Below are 18,247 nucleotides of genomic sequence, written 5' to 3'. Positions count from 1 at the left end.
CTGATATCACCACGACACCGGTGTCCCGCACGGCTGGAGTGACCCCATGCGGGCGGTCACTCGGCCAGGTCCGCCGCCAGCTCGGCCAGGCGGCGCGCGGCGATCCTCGTCAGGTACATGTGCAGCTGGTCGCGGTCCGCCGAGGGCGACTCGGCGCCGTAGAGGTACCGAGCCTCGAACGTGGAGCTGGACAGTCCCACCCCGCGGGCCTCCCACGTACCCACCCTGGTCTTGACCGCCGCGGACATGACGCCGGCCACCGTCGCGGCGCCGAGAGCTACCGGGTCCGGATGCGGCCCGACGGTCTCGATGGCATACCGCCGGAGCAGCTGGCCCAGGTTGGCCGAGCCCAGCTCCGGCCAGAGAAAGCCCAGCGGGCCCGGCACGCCGTCCTCCCCGTGATGCTCCCTGGCCACCATGGTGACCAGTTTGGGCAGCAGTGCCTCGATGTCGTCGCCGGCGACGAGGTACCTCGAGTCCGTCGCGTTGGCCACCATCACCGGTGGCGTCCCGCTCAGGCTGGGCACGATCCGCACCAGAACCTGCTGGCGGTGCGTACCCCGCAGCTTTGCCTTCATCTCCGCAGGACCCGCGTCGACGACCCGGTCGATATAGAAGAGATAGCCGCCGCGGTCGACACGCGTCACTTTGGCCAGGTAGGGGATGCGCTTGAGGAGTTCACCGTCGGAACGCATGCGCTCGAAGTCGTTGAGCAGTTGGTCCGGGTGCGTCGGCGGGGGGCCGTGGCGGCCCGCCCGCTCCCAGCGCAGCAGCTCCAGCCGGTGCACCCGGAGAGCCAGCATGCGCATCGACACGTCCAGCGATCTGGGCGTGGCCGAGGTCGGATCCAGTCCTTTTTGGATCTGGGTGGCCCACTTCGCCAGTCCCGCCCGCTCGCGATGGATGGCCATCGCGCCGTCCCCGGCCCCGGTGGCGACCCCGGCGAGGTCCTTGCTCACGTTGTAGCTGTCCCCCGATTGTGCGCTGGCGAGCGCGTTCGGGATGTCGCCACCCGCCGCGCGGATGGCCTCGGCGGCGGCAAACTGGAGGGAGGGCCGCGGATGGTGCGTGGCCGCGAGATCCTGCACGGTGTCGTAGTCGTCGACGGCGAGCTCGATCAGCTCGTCGACCGACGTCCCGGTCTCCTTCAAAGTCTCCGGGTCCGGCAGCTGCATGGTGAACATGCGGGGAGTGCGAGAGCTCCCGGGGCGCACCGGGCCGTCCGAGGTCATCGGGATGGGCCCCAGCAGTTCCCGGCTCACCCCGAGCTGGATCCGGACCTCGCGCGGCGGCGCCTGCCGGAACCGGCCCACCTCCGCTGTGGTGATCGCCAGTACCGGCCCGTGCGTGCCCTGTTCGAGGTTCGCCTCGCGCACATCCGGCCTGGCGTTCGCATGCGTCAGCAGCGCGTCGGCCACCATATCCAGCAGTGCGGCGGGGTCCTCGGGCACGGCGACCGGCTCGCGGACACCGGCCCGCTCCAGGAGGCGCCCGGCGACCTCGATGGCCGAGGTCTGCATGCGCAGTACCCGGTTACCCAACGCGCGGATGGCGGTCAAACTGACCAGCATCCGGAAGCCGAGTCGCCGCCGGACCAGGCCCCACTTGACCGTATCGTGCAGCGTGACATAGCGGAAGTTGGCTCGGTGGGCCCGCAGGTTACCCGCCCTCGCGCCGGTGCTTCCGAGCGCGAGCGCGACGACGGCGTCCCATCGTCCGGTGGAGACGGCGAAGGTGAGGGCCGCGCCGAGCTCGAACGCCAGCCCGCCGAACGACGTCTTGGCGTCGTCGCTCAGGTCCGGCTGCGCCCACATGCTTGACCCGAACAGCAACAGGTCGACCATCTGCACCGCCAGTGCGTCCTCGATCGCGGCGTCGTCACGCTTGTGCAGGTTCGGCGAGATGCCCAGCCAGAACCGCAGCTCCAGGTTCGGCACATCGCCACCGACGAAGACCGAGTACGACGTGGGGTACACGCCGAGCAAAACCGGGATGGTGACGGTCTCCCCGGTGCCCAGTTCGACGGTCAGCGTGCCAAAGTCGTGGACCTCCTCATGCTCCGTCGCGTCCTGCGCGGCCTTGCCGGGCGGCCCCCAGCGGATGCCACGCAGGTCCCGGATCACCTTGAGCAGCTTCAGGTTTCGCGGCAGGTACCCGATGAATTCCGCGTGGGCCAGCTCGTCGAAAAGGTTCACCCGCTCCTTGTTCTTCTCGTCGAACTGCTCGTCGCCGAAGGACCGCAAAGCCTCCGACAGCTCCCGCAGCTTGTCCGCCAACCGCGCGGCGAGCTTCGGCACCCGATCCGCGTACGCGGCCAGTTGCGTGTCGTCGAGCCGGTCCAGCGCCTCCCAGACCGGTGCCTCTCCGACGGCGACGCCGAGCCGCCCGGCCACCGGCGCCAGCGCCTCGACGGTCTCGCCGGCCTGCCGGGTCAACGATTCCTCGCTTGGCCCAAACGCACCACGCAGCGCGGTGTGCTGTCTGGCCTTCATGTCGATGGCCTGGGACATCTTGGCAAGGAAGCGCTGCGTGACCGTCGGGTTGGCGAGGAACGACCAGATCGTGGTGAGGGCCTTGCCCACTGCCATCGGCACGGACGCGCCCCACGAGGCGAGTCCGAGCAGCACCGTCGCGGCGGTCCCGAGCGAGAAGCCCGTCACGTCCAAGCCCGCGCCCAGCTTGGTCACGCGGCGGAAGGTGTGCAGCGGTGGAATCGTCGTGCGGACCTCGGCGACGAGCCCGCGCACAATCTCCGCCAGCGCCGGCTCCAGTTCCTCGACCCCGGCGTTCCGCCGCACCACGACGACCAACTGGCTGCCGGACGTCCACCCGTGCGGCAACCAGTCGGCGCGCCGGGCCGCCGGAGCGTCCGGGTCGTCGGTCGTCACGAGCTGGATGGTGGCGCCCGGATTCAGCGTCGGCAGGGTGGACTTGGACTCCCTGACCTGCCAGCTGATGCGCAGCACGTTCCGCAGTTCGGGCTCCAGCGAGGCCATCGGGTCGCCCCAGTCGACCTCCTCGACCCGGAAATCGAATTGGCGGATCGGCGCCTCGTTCGACTGCTCGACGGTGACCGAGGTGACCGGATGCCCATCGAAGTCGACGACCGACGGGCCGGCGAAGTCCTTGGTATTCAACAGGAACAGCGCGTTCGCGATCCCCGGCAGGGGGTGTTCCGCGCGCTGTCTCAGCTCGGCGATCAGGTCCAGCGCGGCCAGCTTGCCGGGCCGGTCCAGGAACCGCTCATGCGCGAGCACGATCTCCCGGAGCCGGCGCATCCGGGTAGCGCTGCCGTCGACCACCTCGCTCAGGCCGAGCCCGTGGTCCACGCGCGGTGCATCGGGGTCGCCGTTGAGCAGATGGACAAGCCGCCGCTCGACCTCGGCCAGCTCGCCCGCCAGCACGCGGGCACGCGGGTGCGCGATCTCGTCGCCCACCAGGTGCGCGAAGTCCGCCGCGCGGCGGCCCGGATAGCCGAGCTGCTGAAGCTCCGACACCAGCCGGAACTGCCGGGCCGCGAGGTCGAGCGCATGCCCCACCGCCGCCACGTCGCGCTCGCCGTACTCGTGTGGCGCGCGCAGGGGACCCCGTTCGATCGTGGCACGGAGCAGGCGTTCGGAGTCGGCCGTCGGATCGATGGTCTCGCCGGGCGCGGCCAGTATCGGGTACTCGGCGTGGGTGTCCGCGAGCTGTTCGATCACCGGCGCCAGCCCCGCCGCGGCGTGGTCGAACGCCTCCCACAGCCCGGTCACGCCGGCGGGCAGGGTTTCCGGCAGCTGCGACGGCTCGCCCTCCTCGATTTCCGCGGCCCAGCCGGTCAGCTCGTCGAACGAGCCTTGGGCCAGCGCGTGCCGCGCGGACCGAAGCTCCACCAGCGCGGCCTCCAGGAGTCGGTAGCGCGCGGCCAACGCGGTCCGCACACCGGCGAAGCCCGGATCGGACGGCCGCTCATGCCGATCCGCGAGATCCGGTGCCCGTTCGGCCAGTTCCTCGGCACGGTCCTCGACGGCCGCCAGCAACTGGCCGACCGCCTGGCCCAGCTCGATCATCGCGAGCAGGCCGGACTCGTCGGCCGGCGGGGTACGCACGGCCTGGAACAGTTCCTCGATGCCGTCCCGCAGCGCCAGGACCAGCCTGCGTAGTTCGGTGGCGTCCCGCAGCGCCTGCCGGTCCTCGGCGAACTCGGGCCGCGGCGTTTCCGGAACTTGCCGGGCTTGGATGGCCGGCTGGGCGCGCGCGGTCGTCGGCGCCTCGGGGACCGGCGACTGCGCGTGGCGAGCCGGCGGCTGGGCGCCGGGTAGCTCGCGTCCACCGCCGCCGGGCGGGAAGCGGTGTGCGGTCATGCCCCCCTCGACGTCGGGGCGACGCCCCTTCCGGTGGGTCACCGGGGCCACGGGGTCGATGCCCGGCTCATCGATGCGGCCCTCAAGCGCGCGGGGGTCCAGGACCGGGCCGCGCGGCCGGGGGCCGGGTGGCATCGGGCGCGGCATGCCCCCACCGGAGTCCGGGTTTTCGTCGTCCGGCAGGACAATATGGACCAGCGTGGCCGCTTCCAGGCGCAGCCAGAACAGGAACTCGTCCGATGCCAGCTCGTCGTGCCGCCTGCCGTCGCGCACCAATTCGTCGCGAACCCGGGGCCCGGAATGGACATCGTCCAGGCGCAGCCGGTCGGGCACCAAGTCGTTGAGAAACCGGAACCGAAGCCACCCCTCGCCATCCAGCCGGGGCAGGACCGTGGTGACCCCGCGGTAGTCGATGCCCGAGTCGACCCACACCGGCAGGCCGGCCTCGGCGTGGCGGCAAAGCAGGTCAAGGAACCTGCTGTCCGGTTCGCTGCCGGTCACCGGGGTGCGTGTGGCCGGGCGGCCCGAGATCGCCGTGACGATCATCGCGAGATCCGGTGTGCCAGCTCCCGGTTGGCCCAGCTCCAGGACCTTCGCGTGCACGATGGCCGATGCCATCTCGTTTGGTCCCGGTATCGCGCCGGTGACACTGAAGGCCTTCCGTTCCGTCGGCCGGTAACCGTCGCCGTCCGCGGCCACGCCGTACTGGTGAGCCATGTATTCGGTTTCGCTGAACCGCCTCACCTCTTCGGCCGGGAGACGCTTCTCTCTCAGCCCGCGCAGCACCTGACCAGCCCGGATCGTCACCACGGAAGCCAAGGCACCGTCCAGCGACGGAATGTGTACGACCCGGTACGGGCTCGCCGGGTGATGCCGATCGCTTGGCCAGAACTTTGTTTCGATCAGGTCCACCAGCGCCCGGTCGACGAGGATCATCGCGGTCCGGTCCGGCGTGTAGTAGAACTCGTGCGTCGCCAGCAGGCCCACGGCCTCCGGACGCTCGCGCTCGAACCGTTGCCGGGCCGCACGCTGGTCGGCCTCCAGTTTCACCCGTGCCGGCTCGGGTGTGCCGGGCGCCGGCCACGGCGAGTTCACCGGGATGGGCTCGCCGGACGCAGCCGGGCGCAGGGCCGTGAGGTCGAGCACGCCATGCTCGTCCCGCGCGACCCCGTGGCGCCGGAGGTACTCCGCCACCACCGGCGAGTGCTCGGCGAAGCGGGCCAGCGCCTCGTCCTCGAACTTCAGCCCGCCCCGCACGGGCTGGGCGAGGACTGCCGGGAGCTCACCCGGACTGACCCTGGCATCCTCCGCCACGCGCGGCAGCATCGTGCCCAGGCCGGTCTCCCAGTCCTCGATCAGTCCACTTTGGACATCCGGGTGCCGCCCCGCGAACGTGTCCAGCGCCCGCTGGAACAACCCGGCATCCCGGCCGGCCAGCTCGAACCACACGGCGAACTGACCCAGCGCACGCCGGTCGGACAGCCCCCGGTGAATCTCGGCCGATTCGGGGGTCAGGCCGCGCGGTTCGGGCAGCGCACCCACCAGCGCGGCGGCACCCAGCCTCAGGCACGTGAACAGGCGCTCGTCGGGTACGGCCGGCAGGTACGGAGCGGTCGGCGGCACCGAGCTCAGCTCGCTCAACCGGCTGGACAGCCGAACCGGCGAGCCGTCCACACTTTCCACCAGGAACGAGATTTCCGTTTCCGGGAAGTCGAAGGGACTGGCGGTGGTGATCTCCCCGCGCCAGGTGCGCACCCCCTCCTTGGCAAGGAAGGTGATGTCGCCGCCGTGGTTGAAGGCGACGACGTAGCCGATGACGTCCTTGCCCGAGTGGTGCACGATATGGGCCATCGCACCGCCGCCCGCATCCCGCAGCGCTGTTACGATCCTCCTGTACGCCCCATCCCAGTCGCCCCAGCGCCGGAAACGCTCACCCGTCACCTGCTCGACACGCCCGAGCCCGCCCAGTTCCGCGCCGTGGGGCTCGACGCCGTCGTAGCCTTCGATGGTGTCCGGTGCGGGCAGGCGCGGGTTCCGGTAGCGGAAGGTCAGGCGGGCCTTGAGACCCACTTCGGGGCCACCGGCGCCCGGGGTCCAGAAGTCCTTGACCCACTTCGCCGGGTCCGGGTGCAGCGGGAACTGCCCGTCGCCGTCCTTCTTGAACTTGGCACGGAACCGCTCGTCCAGCGCGTTCGGCACGGGCCGCAGGCCGCGGCGCCGGAGGTAGGGCGCGCTCGGTTCGGTGAACGACTCGCCCGTGCCGTACCAGGAGTGAAGCAGCGCCCACAGCTCCGGTCGCGCCTCGGCCAGGTTCTTCTGCTCCTGCGTCGAGAGTGCCTCGATAAACCGCGACACGTGGGCGAGGTGGGCTTTGTTGCGTTGCTCGATCTCCGCGGCTGAGGTGCCCTCGGGCATTTCGTAGAGGGTCGGTGTGTCGGCGGCGGGCAGCATCGCCGGATCGAGCGTGCCGAGCGTGCTCGTCCACAGGTCGCGGAGGTACTCGGCCACCCGGTTCTGGTCCAGTGCCCCCACCACGCGGTCGAACTCGTCCGGACGGTCGGCGCCGATGGCCGCACCGAGCGCGCGAAGCCCGCGCCGGGCAAGAGGATCCTCGTCCAGCCGGTTGTAGAGTTCGGCCACCGCGACCGGGAACTCCGCCGGTGGGAGCGCACCACCGGTCACGGCCTCGGCGCGCCGGATCTCCCTCGCCAGTTCGGTCCACGCGGCGAACTGCGCCTGCGGGATCGCCTTCAGGTAGGCCGCGGTCGGTGGGCGGAAGCTGACCTCGCTCAGCGGAACGTCGTCGATCGGCACCGCCTTCCCGTCGTCGAACACGATGACGTCGAGCGCGACCACCTCCGCCTCGTGTTCGAACGGCCGGTCGCCGTGCCGGCCGTGCGCGGCGTCCAGGTAGGTGAGGTCGGCACCGCCGCGTGCGGAGATCGAAGTCATCGAGCGGGTGCCGTCGCCGAGGTGGGCCAGCACGTACGCGTAGCCCCGGTCCCTGGTGCGCCGCAGGGCCTCCTCGACGAGCCGGTATCCGCGGCCGGCCTCCGCCGCGGTCGCGGTGACCCGCTGGAAACGCCCATTCCCCGGCATGTCCTCGGGATCGCGCGTGGTCGATTCCTTTACGGCGAGCCATCTCTCGTGCAGCCGGAGGGTGGCTTCGACGTCGGTGAGCTCCAGCTCGGCGACCAACCCCACCTGGACGCGCAGGTGGCCCGGCGCGAAGGTGCCATCGAAGAACGCGGGATTCGAGGAGAAGTACACCTCGTCCGAGTTGACGGCCCGGACTGGGTGGTCCTCAGGTAGTCCAGCACCCACCATGGTCGGCCGCCCGCTCACCTGCGCCAGCAGTTCCGCCACGCGCCGCGGCCCGGCGGGCTGGGTGAACCCGAGGCGGGCCTGCGCCACGACCAGCGCCTGCAGCCATGGGGGCAGCTCGGGTCCGGCCGCGGAAAGCTCGTCGCGGTCCACGACGAACCGGACCCGGCGCGCGGGGACGAACCCGTGTCCCCGTGGCTCCACTTCGGACAGTTCGACCAGGTAGCGGCGGGCGGTGTCCGGCTCGCCGTCCGCGAACACGTCCACTTCGGACAGCTCCCCCGCGATCCGGAGCTGTTCGTAGGTCACCGTCCCGTCCGGCTGGTGCTCGACAGGGTCGAAATCGAGCGGGGACACGCGGCGGTACGGGCTCGCTGGGTGCCGCGGATCGTCCCGGCTGAGATAGTGGTCGATGAAGTCGAGCACGGCCGGATGGACCGGGACGTCGGCCGGGGCCAGGGCGGAAACGTCGACAAAACCACCCGGCAGGCCGGGAACTCCGTACTTGCGGATCAGCTCGGCCAGCACCGGCACGTGCCGGGCCAGCTCCCGCAGGTGCGCTTCGGCGATCCGGCCGGGGGCCAGGGCCGGGTGCGGTTCGCCGGGCCAGGCTTGGGACCGGAACTCGTCGGCGAACACCGCGTCCTCGGCCAAGTCGTCCGGCACGAGCGCGCCCAGTTGCTCGTCCCAGGCCCGCGCCAGCGCCGCCTCGACCTGTTCCGCGCTCACCTCGTCGACCGCGATGCCGAGCCGGTCGGCCGTGTACGCGGCGAAGGTGTCCAGCCCACGCCGCAGCAGGGCGACGTTCTTACCGGTGCGCTCGTACCAGGCGTGGAACTGCCGCCGCGCCTTCGGATTGGTGAACCCGCGGTATCGCTCGGCGAGGTCCGGCGGCAGACCGTCCGGTTCGGACAGTTCGGCGGCGGTGCGCCGGGCCGCCTCCTGGACCAGCCGGACCAGCCGGGCGGTGTACTCCGCACGCGCGTAGGCCGCGGTGGGTGGCAGCGTGCTCAAGTCGCTCAGTGGCCGGTCCGGCAGCACCACCGGATCGCCGTCGAGCTTTACGATCAGCGCCTCCACGGTGTGCGTACCAGCGGGGAAGTGACCATTCGCCGCCCCCAGGGCCGGCGCCGCGATCAAGCCGGCGGCCAGCGCGTTCATGGCCTCGATCTGCTCGTCGACCGCCTCGTCCAAGCGCTGAATGTCGCCGTGGTGGTTGACTGCGACGTATCCGTTATGGCGGCCCTCGGGGTCCTCGTCGGACCGGGCCAGGACCACCGCCATCGCGCCGTGGCCGGCCCCGCGCAGGGCTTCCTCGATCGCCTCGTGCGCCGTCTCGACGTCCTCGCCGGACGTGACCGTCTGGAGGCGAGCCCCGGTGTCCTGCTCCACCCGGCCCCACAGGCCCAACTCGGCGCGCAGCGGCCGCATCTTCTTGCCGAGGAAGCCGTCGATGGTGGCCTCGACCGGAAGCCGGGGCTCGCCCAGTTGGTAGATGGAGCGCGCTGCGAGGAACCGCTCACCCAGCTCGATGTTCTTCTTCCGCATGACCGGCAGGTGCCAGCGGCTCGGGGCCGGGGTCGTCGGGTAGGAGCCGTCCGGGAGCTTCAGTACCCCCTCGAGCGTTTGCTGCTCGTCCCGGTTCCCCGGCACCACCCCGCCGGGCTGCTCGTACGGCACGCCGACGTGGCCGGACGTGTCGACCGGATTGACCGTCCCATTGAGGATCGCCCAGTACCCCGGATGCGCCCGCACCAGGTCCGCGCGCTCATGCTCGGGCAGTTCGGCGATGCGGGCGAGCACCTCCCGGGGACTCGACTGGAACGCGGAGCGGCGGGCACCCGCCGGCAGCTCGTGCCGGGCCGGCCGCGCGTCGGACGGGTGGTGGGCCAGATCGACGGTGCCAAGGCCCGTGTCCCACCGCTGGGCCAGCAACCGCTCTGTCGAAATCCCCTGCCATTCGGCCAGCGACCGCAGGCGTTCGATCGCCCGGCGCAACGGCGCCTCGTCCCCGTGGAGCGCCAGGGTGAGCGCGCGAAGTTCCAGCCGGGCCCGCCGGTCGGTCAGTTCGAGGTAGAACGAGATGAGGTCGGGCGGGAGGTGTACCGGTAAGTCGAGCACCTCGGCCTCGAAGATCTCCGCCGCGTGTGCGTGCCAGCGTTCCTGGTCGGCCGGTGCGAGCAAGGCGAGGTAGTCCTCGGTGGGTGGGCGCGAGCTGATCCCGCTCAGCGGCCGGCCGGCCAGCGGCACCGCGGTTCCGTTGCCCTTGAAGACGATTGCGTCGACCGCGCCGTCGGGGATGTCGGTGAGCTTCTGGCCGGTGGCCGCGTCGACGACGGCCCTGACCCGCGCGTTCTCGGCGAGCACCACCAGCACGTGCGGCGCGTGTTCTCCGTCCGGCACGACGACGTACGCCAGCGCCCGCCAGCTCATGGCCGCCAGCGCGTCCCGAATCGACGCCCCGCTCTGGACACGCTGGAACCGCCCGCCGCGATCCTCGATCCGGCCCGCCCAGTCCGGCTCGTGCCAGATCGGCTTGTCCACGTCGCCGTCGGCGAACCCGTCGAAGGTGGGTGCCGCGGCGGACGCGACGGTCACGCCGGTCCAGGCGTCGTGGATCACCATCGCGGCCTCGACGCCGTTGAGCAGCCGCGTCGGATCCGACCAGGCCCAGGCCCCGTTGAACAGCGGCAGCCGATCCAGGAACATCTCGGTGTCCGCTGTGGACACTGCGTCCAGGAGGATCGAGTCGTGCCCGGTGAACGGCTCGCGATGGCCGCCGCGGACGCCATGCACGCGAGAGGCCGAGGTCGGGGGGAACAGCCCCGCCACCGGCTTCGCGCGCTCCGTCTTCGCGGGCCGCAGCGGGTCTGTGACGACGTTGACCGAGTCGCGGACGCCGTCGGGAAGGTGTTCCCACTCCTCCGGCGTCAGCTCCCGCGGAAGGGCCGCACGGGCATCGATGTGCGCCTGGTACGCCGGCGCGGCCAGCAGTGCCCGCACGGTGGGTGAGGAGTGCCTTGCCACGATCTTCTCCCACGCCCCATCGCCGACGGCCGCGCGCGCGGCGGCCGTCGCCTCGGCGAACGGGTCGAGCGACGGTTCGCCGAGTTGGGGGCGAGAGGCGGCCCAGCGCCGCCGGCGGGCGGCCACCTCGAGCCGCAGCAGCGCCTCTGCCGTCACGGGGTCGATCCCCCTGCCGTGCGGCAGCTTCAGGTTGACGGCCCGGAAGATGCGGTCGAGCTCTGTCGGGAGCGCCAGGGCGAGCTCATCCAGGGCAATACCCTCGGGGATAAAGATATTGATCTGGTGGCGGTCAAGCCGCCTGTATCGCTTGTGGACGAAGCCGTGCAGCTCGCCTTCCCTGAGGAAGGCGAAGATTTCCATCGAGCCGACCAGGAACCGGGTCGGCTCGACCACATCGTGCCGGAACCGCAGTCCGCGGGTCCGGGCCACCATCCGGAGTGCCTCGGCGACGTCGTTCATGGTCTGGACCGGGTCGGCCCCATCGCTGTGCGCACCGTCTTCGCGGTGGAAGAGGAACTTCTCCAGCGAGACCCCGGTCCGGCTGACCTCGTCCAAGGACGGTCCCTCGGTGCCGGCCTCGGCGGCATGGGCGTCTTCCTCCAGCCGGGCCATCGTGTCCGGGCCGGGCACGACGCCGTCGTCGAGCTGGGCGACATGCCGCAGCTCGTGCTTGAGCACCCGCTCCAGCGTGGTGCGGTCGGCGAAGGCGCGCGGGCCGAGCAGGATCCTCCGGCGGCCGCCCACCGGGGTGGCGGCCGCGGCCTGCTTGTCGTCCAACAGCCGGTTGAACCTGACCTGTGCGTCGGACACGATCTCGAGCTCGACCCCTGACGTGTCGAGGCCGGCCAGTTCGGCCACCCAGCGCACGATCGCCGGGTCCCGTGGCAGCGACGGCACCGGCGAGTCCAACTTGCGCGACGCGTTCGCGCGAACGCCTTCCTGGCTCCGCACGTCCGACGGCGCGGTCGGCCCGGGGCCGTATTCGACCGGGAGCCCGACCCGACGCGCCTCCTCGATCAGCAACGCCTCGACGTCAGGTGGCAGCCGGTCGCCGTCCGGGGTGCGGATGTCGCGGATGCCATAGCGGTCATCGACCACCACGCCGAACGCGTCCGCCAACGCCTCCAGCAAGTGCTGGTCGCCCGGGGTGACCTGGCGCGGATCGATGGGGAGATCGATATCCTCAGCGGTCTCCGAAGGCCACGGTTCGGCCAACTCGATGCCAAGCTCGTTGGACAGGGCCTCACCGAACGACTGCCGGAAACTCGGATTGGCGGGCTCCCCCAGTGCCGGCACGGTGACCGAAACCGGCCAGCTCAGGCCCTGCGGAGACCGTTTCCAGATCTGGGCCGCGACCCACTCAGCGGCCTCCTTCGGCGAGCCGCTCGTCTTGTCGTCGATAACGACGATGAGCCCCACCTCCCGGTGGAAGTGCAGGGTGATGCCACGCGGCCGATCCTGCTCGAGCAAGGCGACAGCGGACACCCTCGGCCCGTTCTGGGCCCAGCCGTAGATCTTGCGCCCGGCCGTCCCGGCATCGGGATCGTTCAGGACAAGATCGAACTGACTCGCTACCGCGAGACCGAACCGCTCGGCGAAACGCACACCGTCGTGCCTGTTCAGGGCCGACAGTACGACGATGACATCCTCGTCGGAATTCGAACCGTTCAGCTGGAGAACCCTGTCCGCGAACCACTGCGCGCTGGGCCGCAGCGACGACGGCCGCGCCTCGTGACCGACGGCGATGACGAAACCGATGTTCCGGTGATAGTGCAGCGAAATCCCCGGCGGCCCGCCGTCCCCCTCGTCCACGGAGGAAGTACCCGCGGCCTTCCGGCGAAGGGCGTCAGGGAGTTCCCCGCCGCGACGCCGCTCAAGCTTCCGTTGCCGCTTGAGTTCCCGTTGCCGCTCGATTTCCAGTTGCCGCTCAAGCTTCCGTTGCCGCTTGAGCTCCCATTGCCGCTCGATTTCCAGTTGCCGCTCGAGTTCCCGTTGCCGCTCAAGCCGTTGCCGCTCGAGTTCCCGTTCCCGCTCGATTTCCAGTTGCCGCTCGAGTTCCCGTTGCCGCTCGAGTTCCAGCTCGCTGAGTATGACCGGGCGGAACCATTCCGATGCCAGGCTCGTGGCCTGCACCACGAGCTCACGCAGCGCAAGCCGCTCGTCGAGGCCCTCCGCAAAGACCAGCTTCGCATTGAGCCTGACGTGCGTCGCGACATCAGGCGCCGGGCGAATGCCCTCTGGAGTGGCCACCAGATCCGGGAAATCGACCAGCGCGGCGGTAGCGAGAAACGCAGCGTGCCGATCGATCTCGAAATCGACCCGGGCGATCGCGCCGGAAGCGAAGCGCACGAACACGATCCGGGTCCTCGCGTCGCTGCCTATCGAACCGACCTGAACCCGCACGACCTCGGGCACCAACGCGGGCAGTTCCGCCGCCACGGCCGCGATCAGTTCCGGCCACCGTGCGACCCAACCCGCGGCCATGGTCCCGGAGAACCGTCCGCCGGGGCCGGGCAACCGGTACGACACCCCCGGCCGCGCCGGCTGGGACTCCGGAGCCAGGTCGCGGACCAGCCCGGCGACGCCGGCCGGAGCGGCTGCTGTCGCTCCGGACGATCCTGTGACGAACCGGAACCACAGCATCTTTCGCTCGGAATGCATCCGCACCAGTACCCCGGGATAGCCGAAGGTCCAGCCGTCCACGACCGTCCTGGCCCGGAAGCCCCGCTTTTCGAGTCCGGTCAGTACGGTGCGCACCCGCTCGGCGAACCCGTCTTGCGGCAACCGCACGAGGAAACCCGGCGGGAGAGACGTCTCGTCCGGCACCACCACCACGCCGGTCAGCTCCGCCACCGCCAGAACCAGCTCATAGGGCGACAGCAACCTTTCGAGGTCCTCACCCGTCGGCCTCCACAACCGCTGGAATGCCTCGTCCGGAATCCGCTGCCCGGCATAGCGTCGCCGCACCCTCGCCGCGTTCGTGGTGGTCACGCGCAGCGACACGAGCTGGTCGGAAGCGGTGTCCCGTACCACGACCAGCAGGGCGGGATCACCCACCGCCCAGCCGTCCACCACCGCGGCAAGATTCACGGCCTCCGAGTCCGACAGCGCACGCAGCAGCCGCCTCGCGCCCGTGATGAACCCGCTGCTCGGGATCTTGACGGCATAGCCCGCTGATACCTGGTAGCCGGGCACTCCTTCCGGATCGTCGGTCCACGACAGATCAGAGGCTCCGATCGCCGGCTCGACCACCCTGCGTACCGTGCGCAACAGCCGGGCGGCCACCGGCTCGTAGGACAGCAAGTCGTCGATGCCCTTCGGCGCTCGCGACGCGGCCTCGATCTCCTCGGGAACCCGGCCGTCGATCCGGATGCCACGGCGTGCTCTCGCCGCGATCGGCGTAAGCACGCGCAATGACGCCAGCTCGCCGGAAGCGTTGTCCCGCACCACGATCAGCAGGCCGGGATCACCGACCGCCCAGCCGTTCACCACCGCGACGGTGGTCTCGGAATCCGACTCCTCCAACGCCTGGAGCACGTGTCTGGTCTGCGCGGTGAAGGTCCCGGCCGGGAATTGCAGCACCTGGCGCGCCACGACGTCGTAGCCGGTCACCTCGTCGTGGTCGGACCCGGTCTCCCGGCGCACGGCCCGGTGTACCAGAGCGCGCAGCCTGGTCTCCAACGGCTTGAGCTCCAGGTCGGGGTCACCCCGTTCGAAAGCAAGCTCGGCGGTCAGGTGGAGAGTGAGTTTCTCCAGGAACCGGGCATCCGGCCCGGTGGCCGGATCCGCCGGCACCACGGACACGGCGGGGGCCGGACGGTTTTTGCCCACCAACTTGCGCATCCCCGCCACCAGCATGGCGGCGACCGCTCGCGCACGGGACGGCACGTCCGCACCGACGGTGACCACGAAACCCATTTCAGGGTGGTGGAACACCTCCGTGCCCGGCGGCCAGGTGATCGGCCCCGCCGTGGGTTTTCCGCCTCGGTACCCGCCGTCCGGGGAGTCGGGGTCGTACATCGCGGCCAGGCCGAATTCCTTCGCCGGACGTGCCACCGTCTCGTTGCGGAACGTGATCGGCTCCGCGTCCTGACCGCCCGGCGGCGGCGGTGGCGGCGGCGGTGTGTCGTCGTCCCCGCCGCCATTGTCGTCGTCATCGCCGTCGTCGAAGACGTTCTCGTGCACCAATTCCCCGTCGTGGAGTGCGGCGAGGAGCTCATCCTGGCTCAGCCGGCCGGCGGAACCGAATGCGGGCACCCACCAGCCCCCCGACTGGTTCTCCGTCACATCCGGGATCACGGCGACGAACCGGTCGGGGTCGGAACCCAGTCGCGCCAGCAGCGGAGTGAACTGGGCCGCGTGCCACTCCAGCAGTTCCCGGATCCGCGCGCCGGCCGGGTCGAACCGCGTCGCCACGAAGTTGTCCCCGGACAGTGCGGTGAGCACCTCCGCCAGATCCGCCCCCGTCATCTCCTCGCGGAGGAGATCCGCGACCGCCACCTCCAGCAGCCGCATCCACCGCGGGGTCCGGTCCGCGCCCTCGATCCGGGGCAGCTCGCCGGACAGGGCGATCTCGGTGCGGACGGGCCCCGCGCCCGGCTCCTGGCGCCGCCAGATGGTGAGCAGGTGCTCGCCGGTCGGGGTGAACTCACTGGGGTCTCGCACCGCCAAGAGGTCCAGGTTGTCCGGCATGCCGAGGGCGAGTGCCTGCGCGACGTCGAAGAACGCCTCGCTCGCCAGCCCGGTGGGCTCGGCGTCCTCCCCGAACTCGACGACGTCCCCCGGGAACAGCGCCTCATCCGTGGCCGGCTCCCACTCGTACGGCCCGCCCGGCAGGGCTTCCGGACGGTGCACGAGACGGTGCGGATTCCGTGGATGCCGGGGGTCGTGGATCCCCACCTTCGGGCCGATCAGGTCGACCAGCGCCGTGCGCACCAGCACCATCGCCGTCTTGTCCGGGGTGTAGACGAGTTCGGCGTTCGGCGGCACGTCGCCGGGCTCCAGCGCGAAATCGCGATCCCGGAACAGCTTCTTGGTGGCCGCGGACCCGCTCGGCTCCGCCCACCAGGTCTCCACCGGAAACGGCTGGGTCCCAGGAAGACGGAAGTCGGTGAGGTCGACGACTCCCTCCCGCGTGCGTGGTATCCGGCCGCCGTTCGCCGTCAGCAGGCCGGCCTCCCGCGGGGCGCGCGGCGCGAAAAGCCGCAGATCCAACTCGGTGAAGTCGGCCGGCCCCGGCTTCACCTCCGCGAAGGGAAGGCCGGGGAGGCGGGTACGCACGGCTTCTTCGAGGGCGGTGGCGACCTCCAGGCCCAGGTGCGCGTTGGCCGCCAGTGGGCGTAGCTCGATCTCGGCCGTGGCGTCCTGACCCGGTGCCAGCAGGTGCACGGCAGGCGGCTCGGCGGATGCCTTGATCAGCACCCGGAACCGGACGGCCCGCCCGCCGGGCAGCGTGACCGCCCAGAGATCGCCGACGCGGGCAATGCCGTTGCCGGGCAACGACAGCCACCGGTCCACCGCCTCCCGCGTGGCGGCCTCGTCAGCGGAACCGGTCGGCGCCGACGACTTGAACCGGAGCCGCTCGGTGTGCAGGATGCGGCCCATCAGCGGCCCGCTGGGGTCGGGCCGCGGGTCGTAGCCGCCGTCCCGCGACGACGGGTTGAACGCGGCGACCACCCCATACTCCGCGCCGCGGAACGGCGCGACCGGCGACAGGTCCTGCGGATGCACCGGCAGCACGCGGTCCGTCCGGGGCGGTCGCAGCGAAAGCGCCGCGTCACCGTCCACAATGGCGTAGACGAGTTCCGGGCGGTCGTTGAGGTGCCCGGCGAGCTGCTCCACCGAAAGGTCGGAGTGCTGGTTCCGACGGTCCAACTCGGGCACCCGCACCCGTAGCTCGTCGCCATCGAGGTACGGGATCACCGCGGCGAAGGGCTCGTCCTCCCCGGCGAGCCTGGCCAGCACCGGGCGCTTCGGCTTCGCGGTGGCGAGCGGCCGGAGGATATCGTCCAAGCCTGCCGGATCCCGCGAGTCGAGCACGATGCTCCGCACGGTGAGCCCGGACAGCCGCGTGAGCAGGTGGGCGGCTTCATGCGCGTCGTCCGCGTCGCCGACGGGCCAGCGGCCGGTGTCGCGGTAACCGTCCGGGCCGTTCAGCCCGGCCACGGCCTTGTCCAGCCGGCGCAACCAGCGTGGCGCGCCGTCGCCGTCGTGCCGTGGCAGGTCGCCGGTCACCATGAGCGAGAAGCGGCCTCCCGGCTCGGACACGCCGTTTCCGGCGTCCACTGTGGACGCAAGGCGCACCCGGTAGTCGCCGAATCGCGTCGGCTCGTCCTCGGCGAGCTCGCGCACGAGATCCGGGCGGGTCCACAGCAACGCCTCGGCGGTATGGAAGACCCTCGCGAGCAGCACGCCCTCCGGTCGCAGTCCGGCCGGCTCGCCGAAGTCCACGAAGAAGGGGCCGCCGTCTCCCGCGACCCACCGTTCCCGCAGCGACGGCAGCGACGGGCGGTGCACCAGCAGGTTCGGGTTCTCCGGGTGGCGTGGGTTCGCGCGATCCAGGTGCTCGCCGACCAGCTCGACCAACTCCGGGCGCACCAGCAGCATCGAATCCCGGTAAGGCCCGTACACGAAGACATGCGTCCGTAGCAACGCCTCGGCGCGCTCCGGGTCCCGTTCGGTGAGCCGGCCGGCGGCCGCGCTCCGGTCCTCGTCCAGTGCCCGGCGCCGGGAATCCGGGTCGTCCGTACCGTCCCATGTGGACTCGATCCGCACCGGGCGATCCACCGCGAACCCGGAGAAGTCGCCGTCGACGGGAATCCCGCGCCGCAGGATCTTGGCGTCCTCGGGCGACACCCGGGTGAGATCCGGCCCCGTTGGCGCCGCTGCCGGCGCGATCCTGGTGGCGGCCGTGCGCAGGGTGTGCACGAGGGCGGCGGCCACACCCAGCCCGCCCAGTCCCGCCGCGACGTGGGCCAGCAGCTCGGACGCCCGCCCGCCCGCGCCGGCGTCGGCGAGTCCACCGGCGATCCGCTGGACGTCGTGGACGAGACGCTCCGGCCCGAACGTGCGCGCCGCCGCGGCGACGTCGTGGTACGCCGCCGCGAGGAAAGGCTCGGCCTCGTCCGGCTGCGACGTGGTCACCACGATCCGCCCGTCGCGCTCGGCCCGGCCCGGCACGGTGAGGCCGTACGCGAGCGCCGCCGCCGCGCGCACCCGCAGGCCGTGCCCGTGCGGCAACCGGTCCACCACCGCCCGCAGCACCGCCACCGACGCCTCGTCCCGGGTGCCGCCCGCCGCCAGCACCCGGCCCAGCCGGGCGGTCAGCAGGTCCCGGCCCGGCGTGGGCGCGGGGCCGACCCTGACCGCCAGCGGTTCCCCCGTCATGGCCACGCCGCCGTTCACCGGCAGCATGGCGGAGATCCGGTAGTCGCCGGGATCGGCCAGGTGCCAGCCGTTCACGCTCGCCGACACCAGGATCGACCGGGACAGCGACTCGCCCGGCGCCAGCGTGACCGGCGAGGGCAGGTAGCAGTCCCGGGTGTACGGCCGCC

General features: G+C 71.3%; 1 protein-coding gene (cut by a window edge). It reads right to left on the bottom strand.

Features of this window, described 5'->3' with window-relative positions:
* Window positions 1-56: 56 nt before the first annotated feature.
* Window positions 57-18,247 carry the end of a preprotein translocase subunit SecA gene (locus A3CU_RS43985; RefSeq protein ID WP_043840807.1) on the bottom strand. 63,460 nt of this gene lie beyond the right edge of the window, so 18,191 of the gene's 81,651 nt are visible here — the last part of the coding sequence; its start codon lies off the right edge, out of view — the gene reads right to left on this strand; the stop codon is at window positions 57-59.

It is taken from the genome of Amycolatopsis taiwanensis DSM 45107 (genome assembly GCF_000519205.1).
In the GTDB taxonomy this organism is placed as follows: domain Bacteria; phylum Actinomycetota; class Actinomycetes; order Mycobacteriales; family Pseudonocardiaceae; genus Amycolatopsis_E; species Amycolatopsis_E taiwanensis.
Note: the sequence above shows the minus strand (reverse complement) of the source record. Positions and strands in the feature narration are given on the sequence as shown.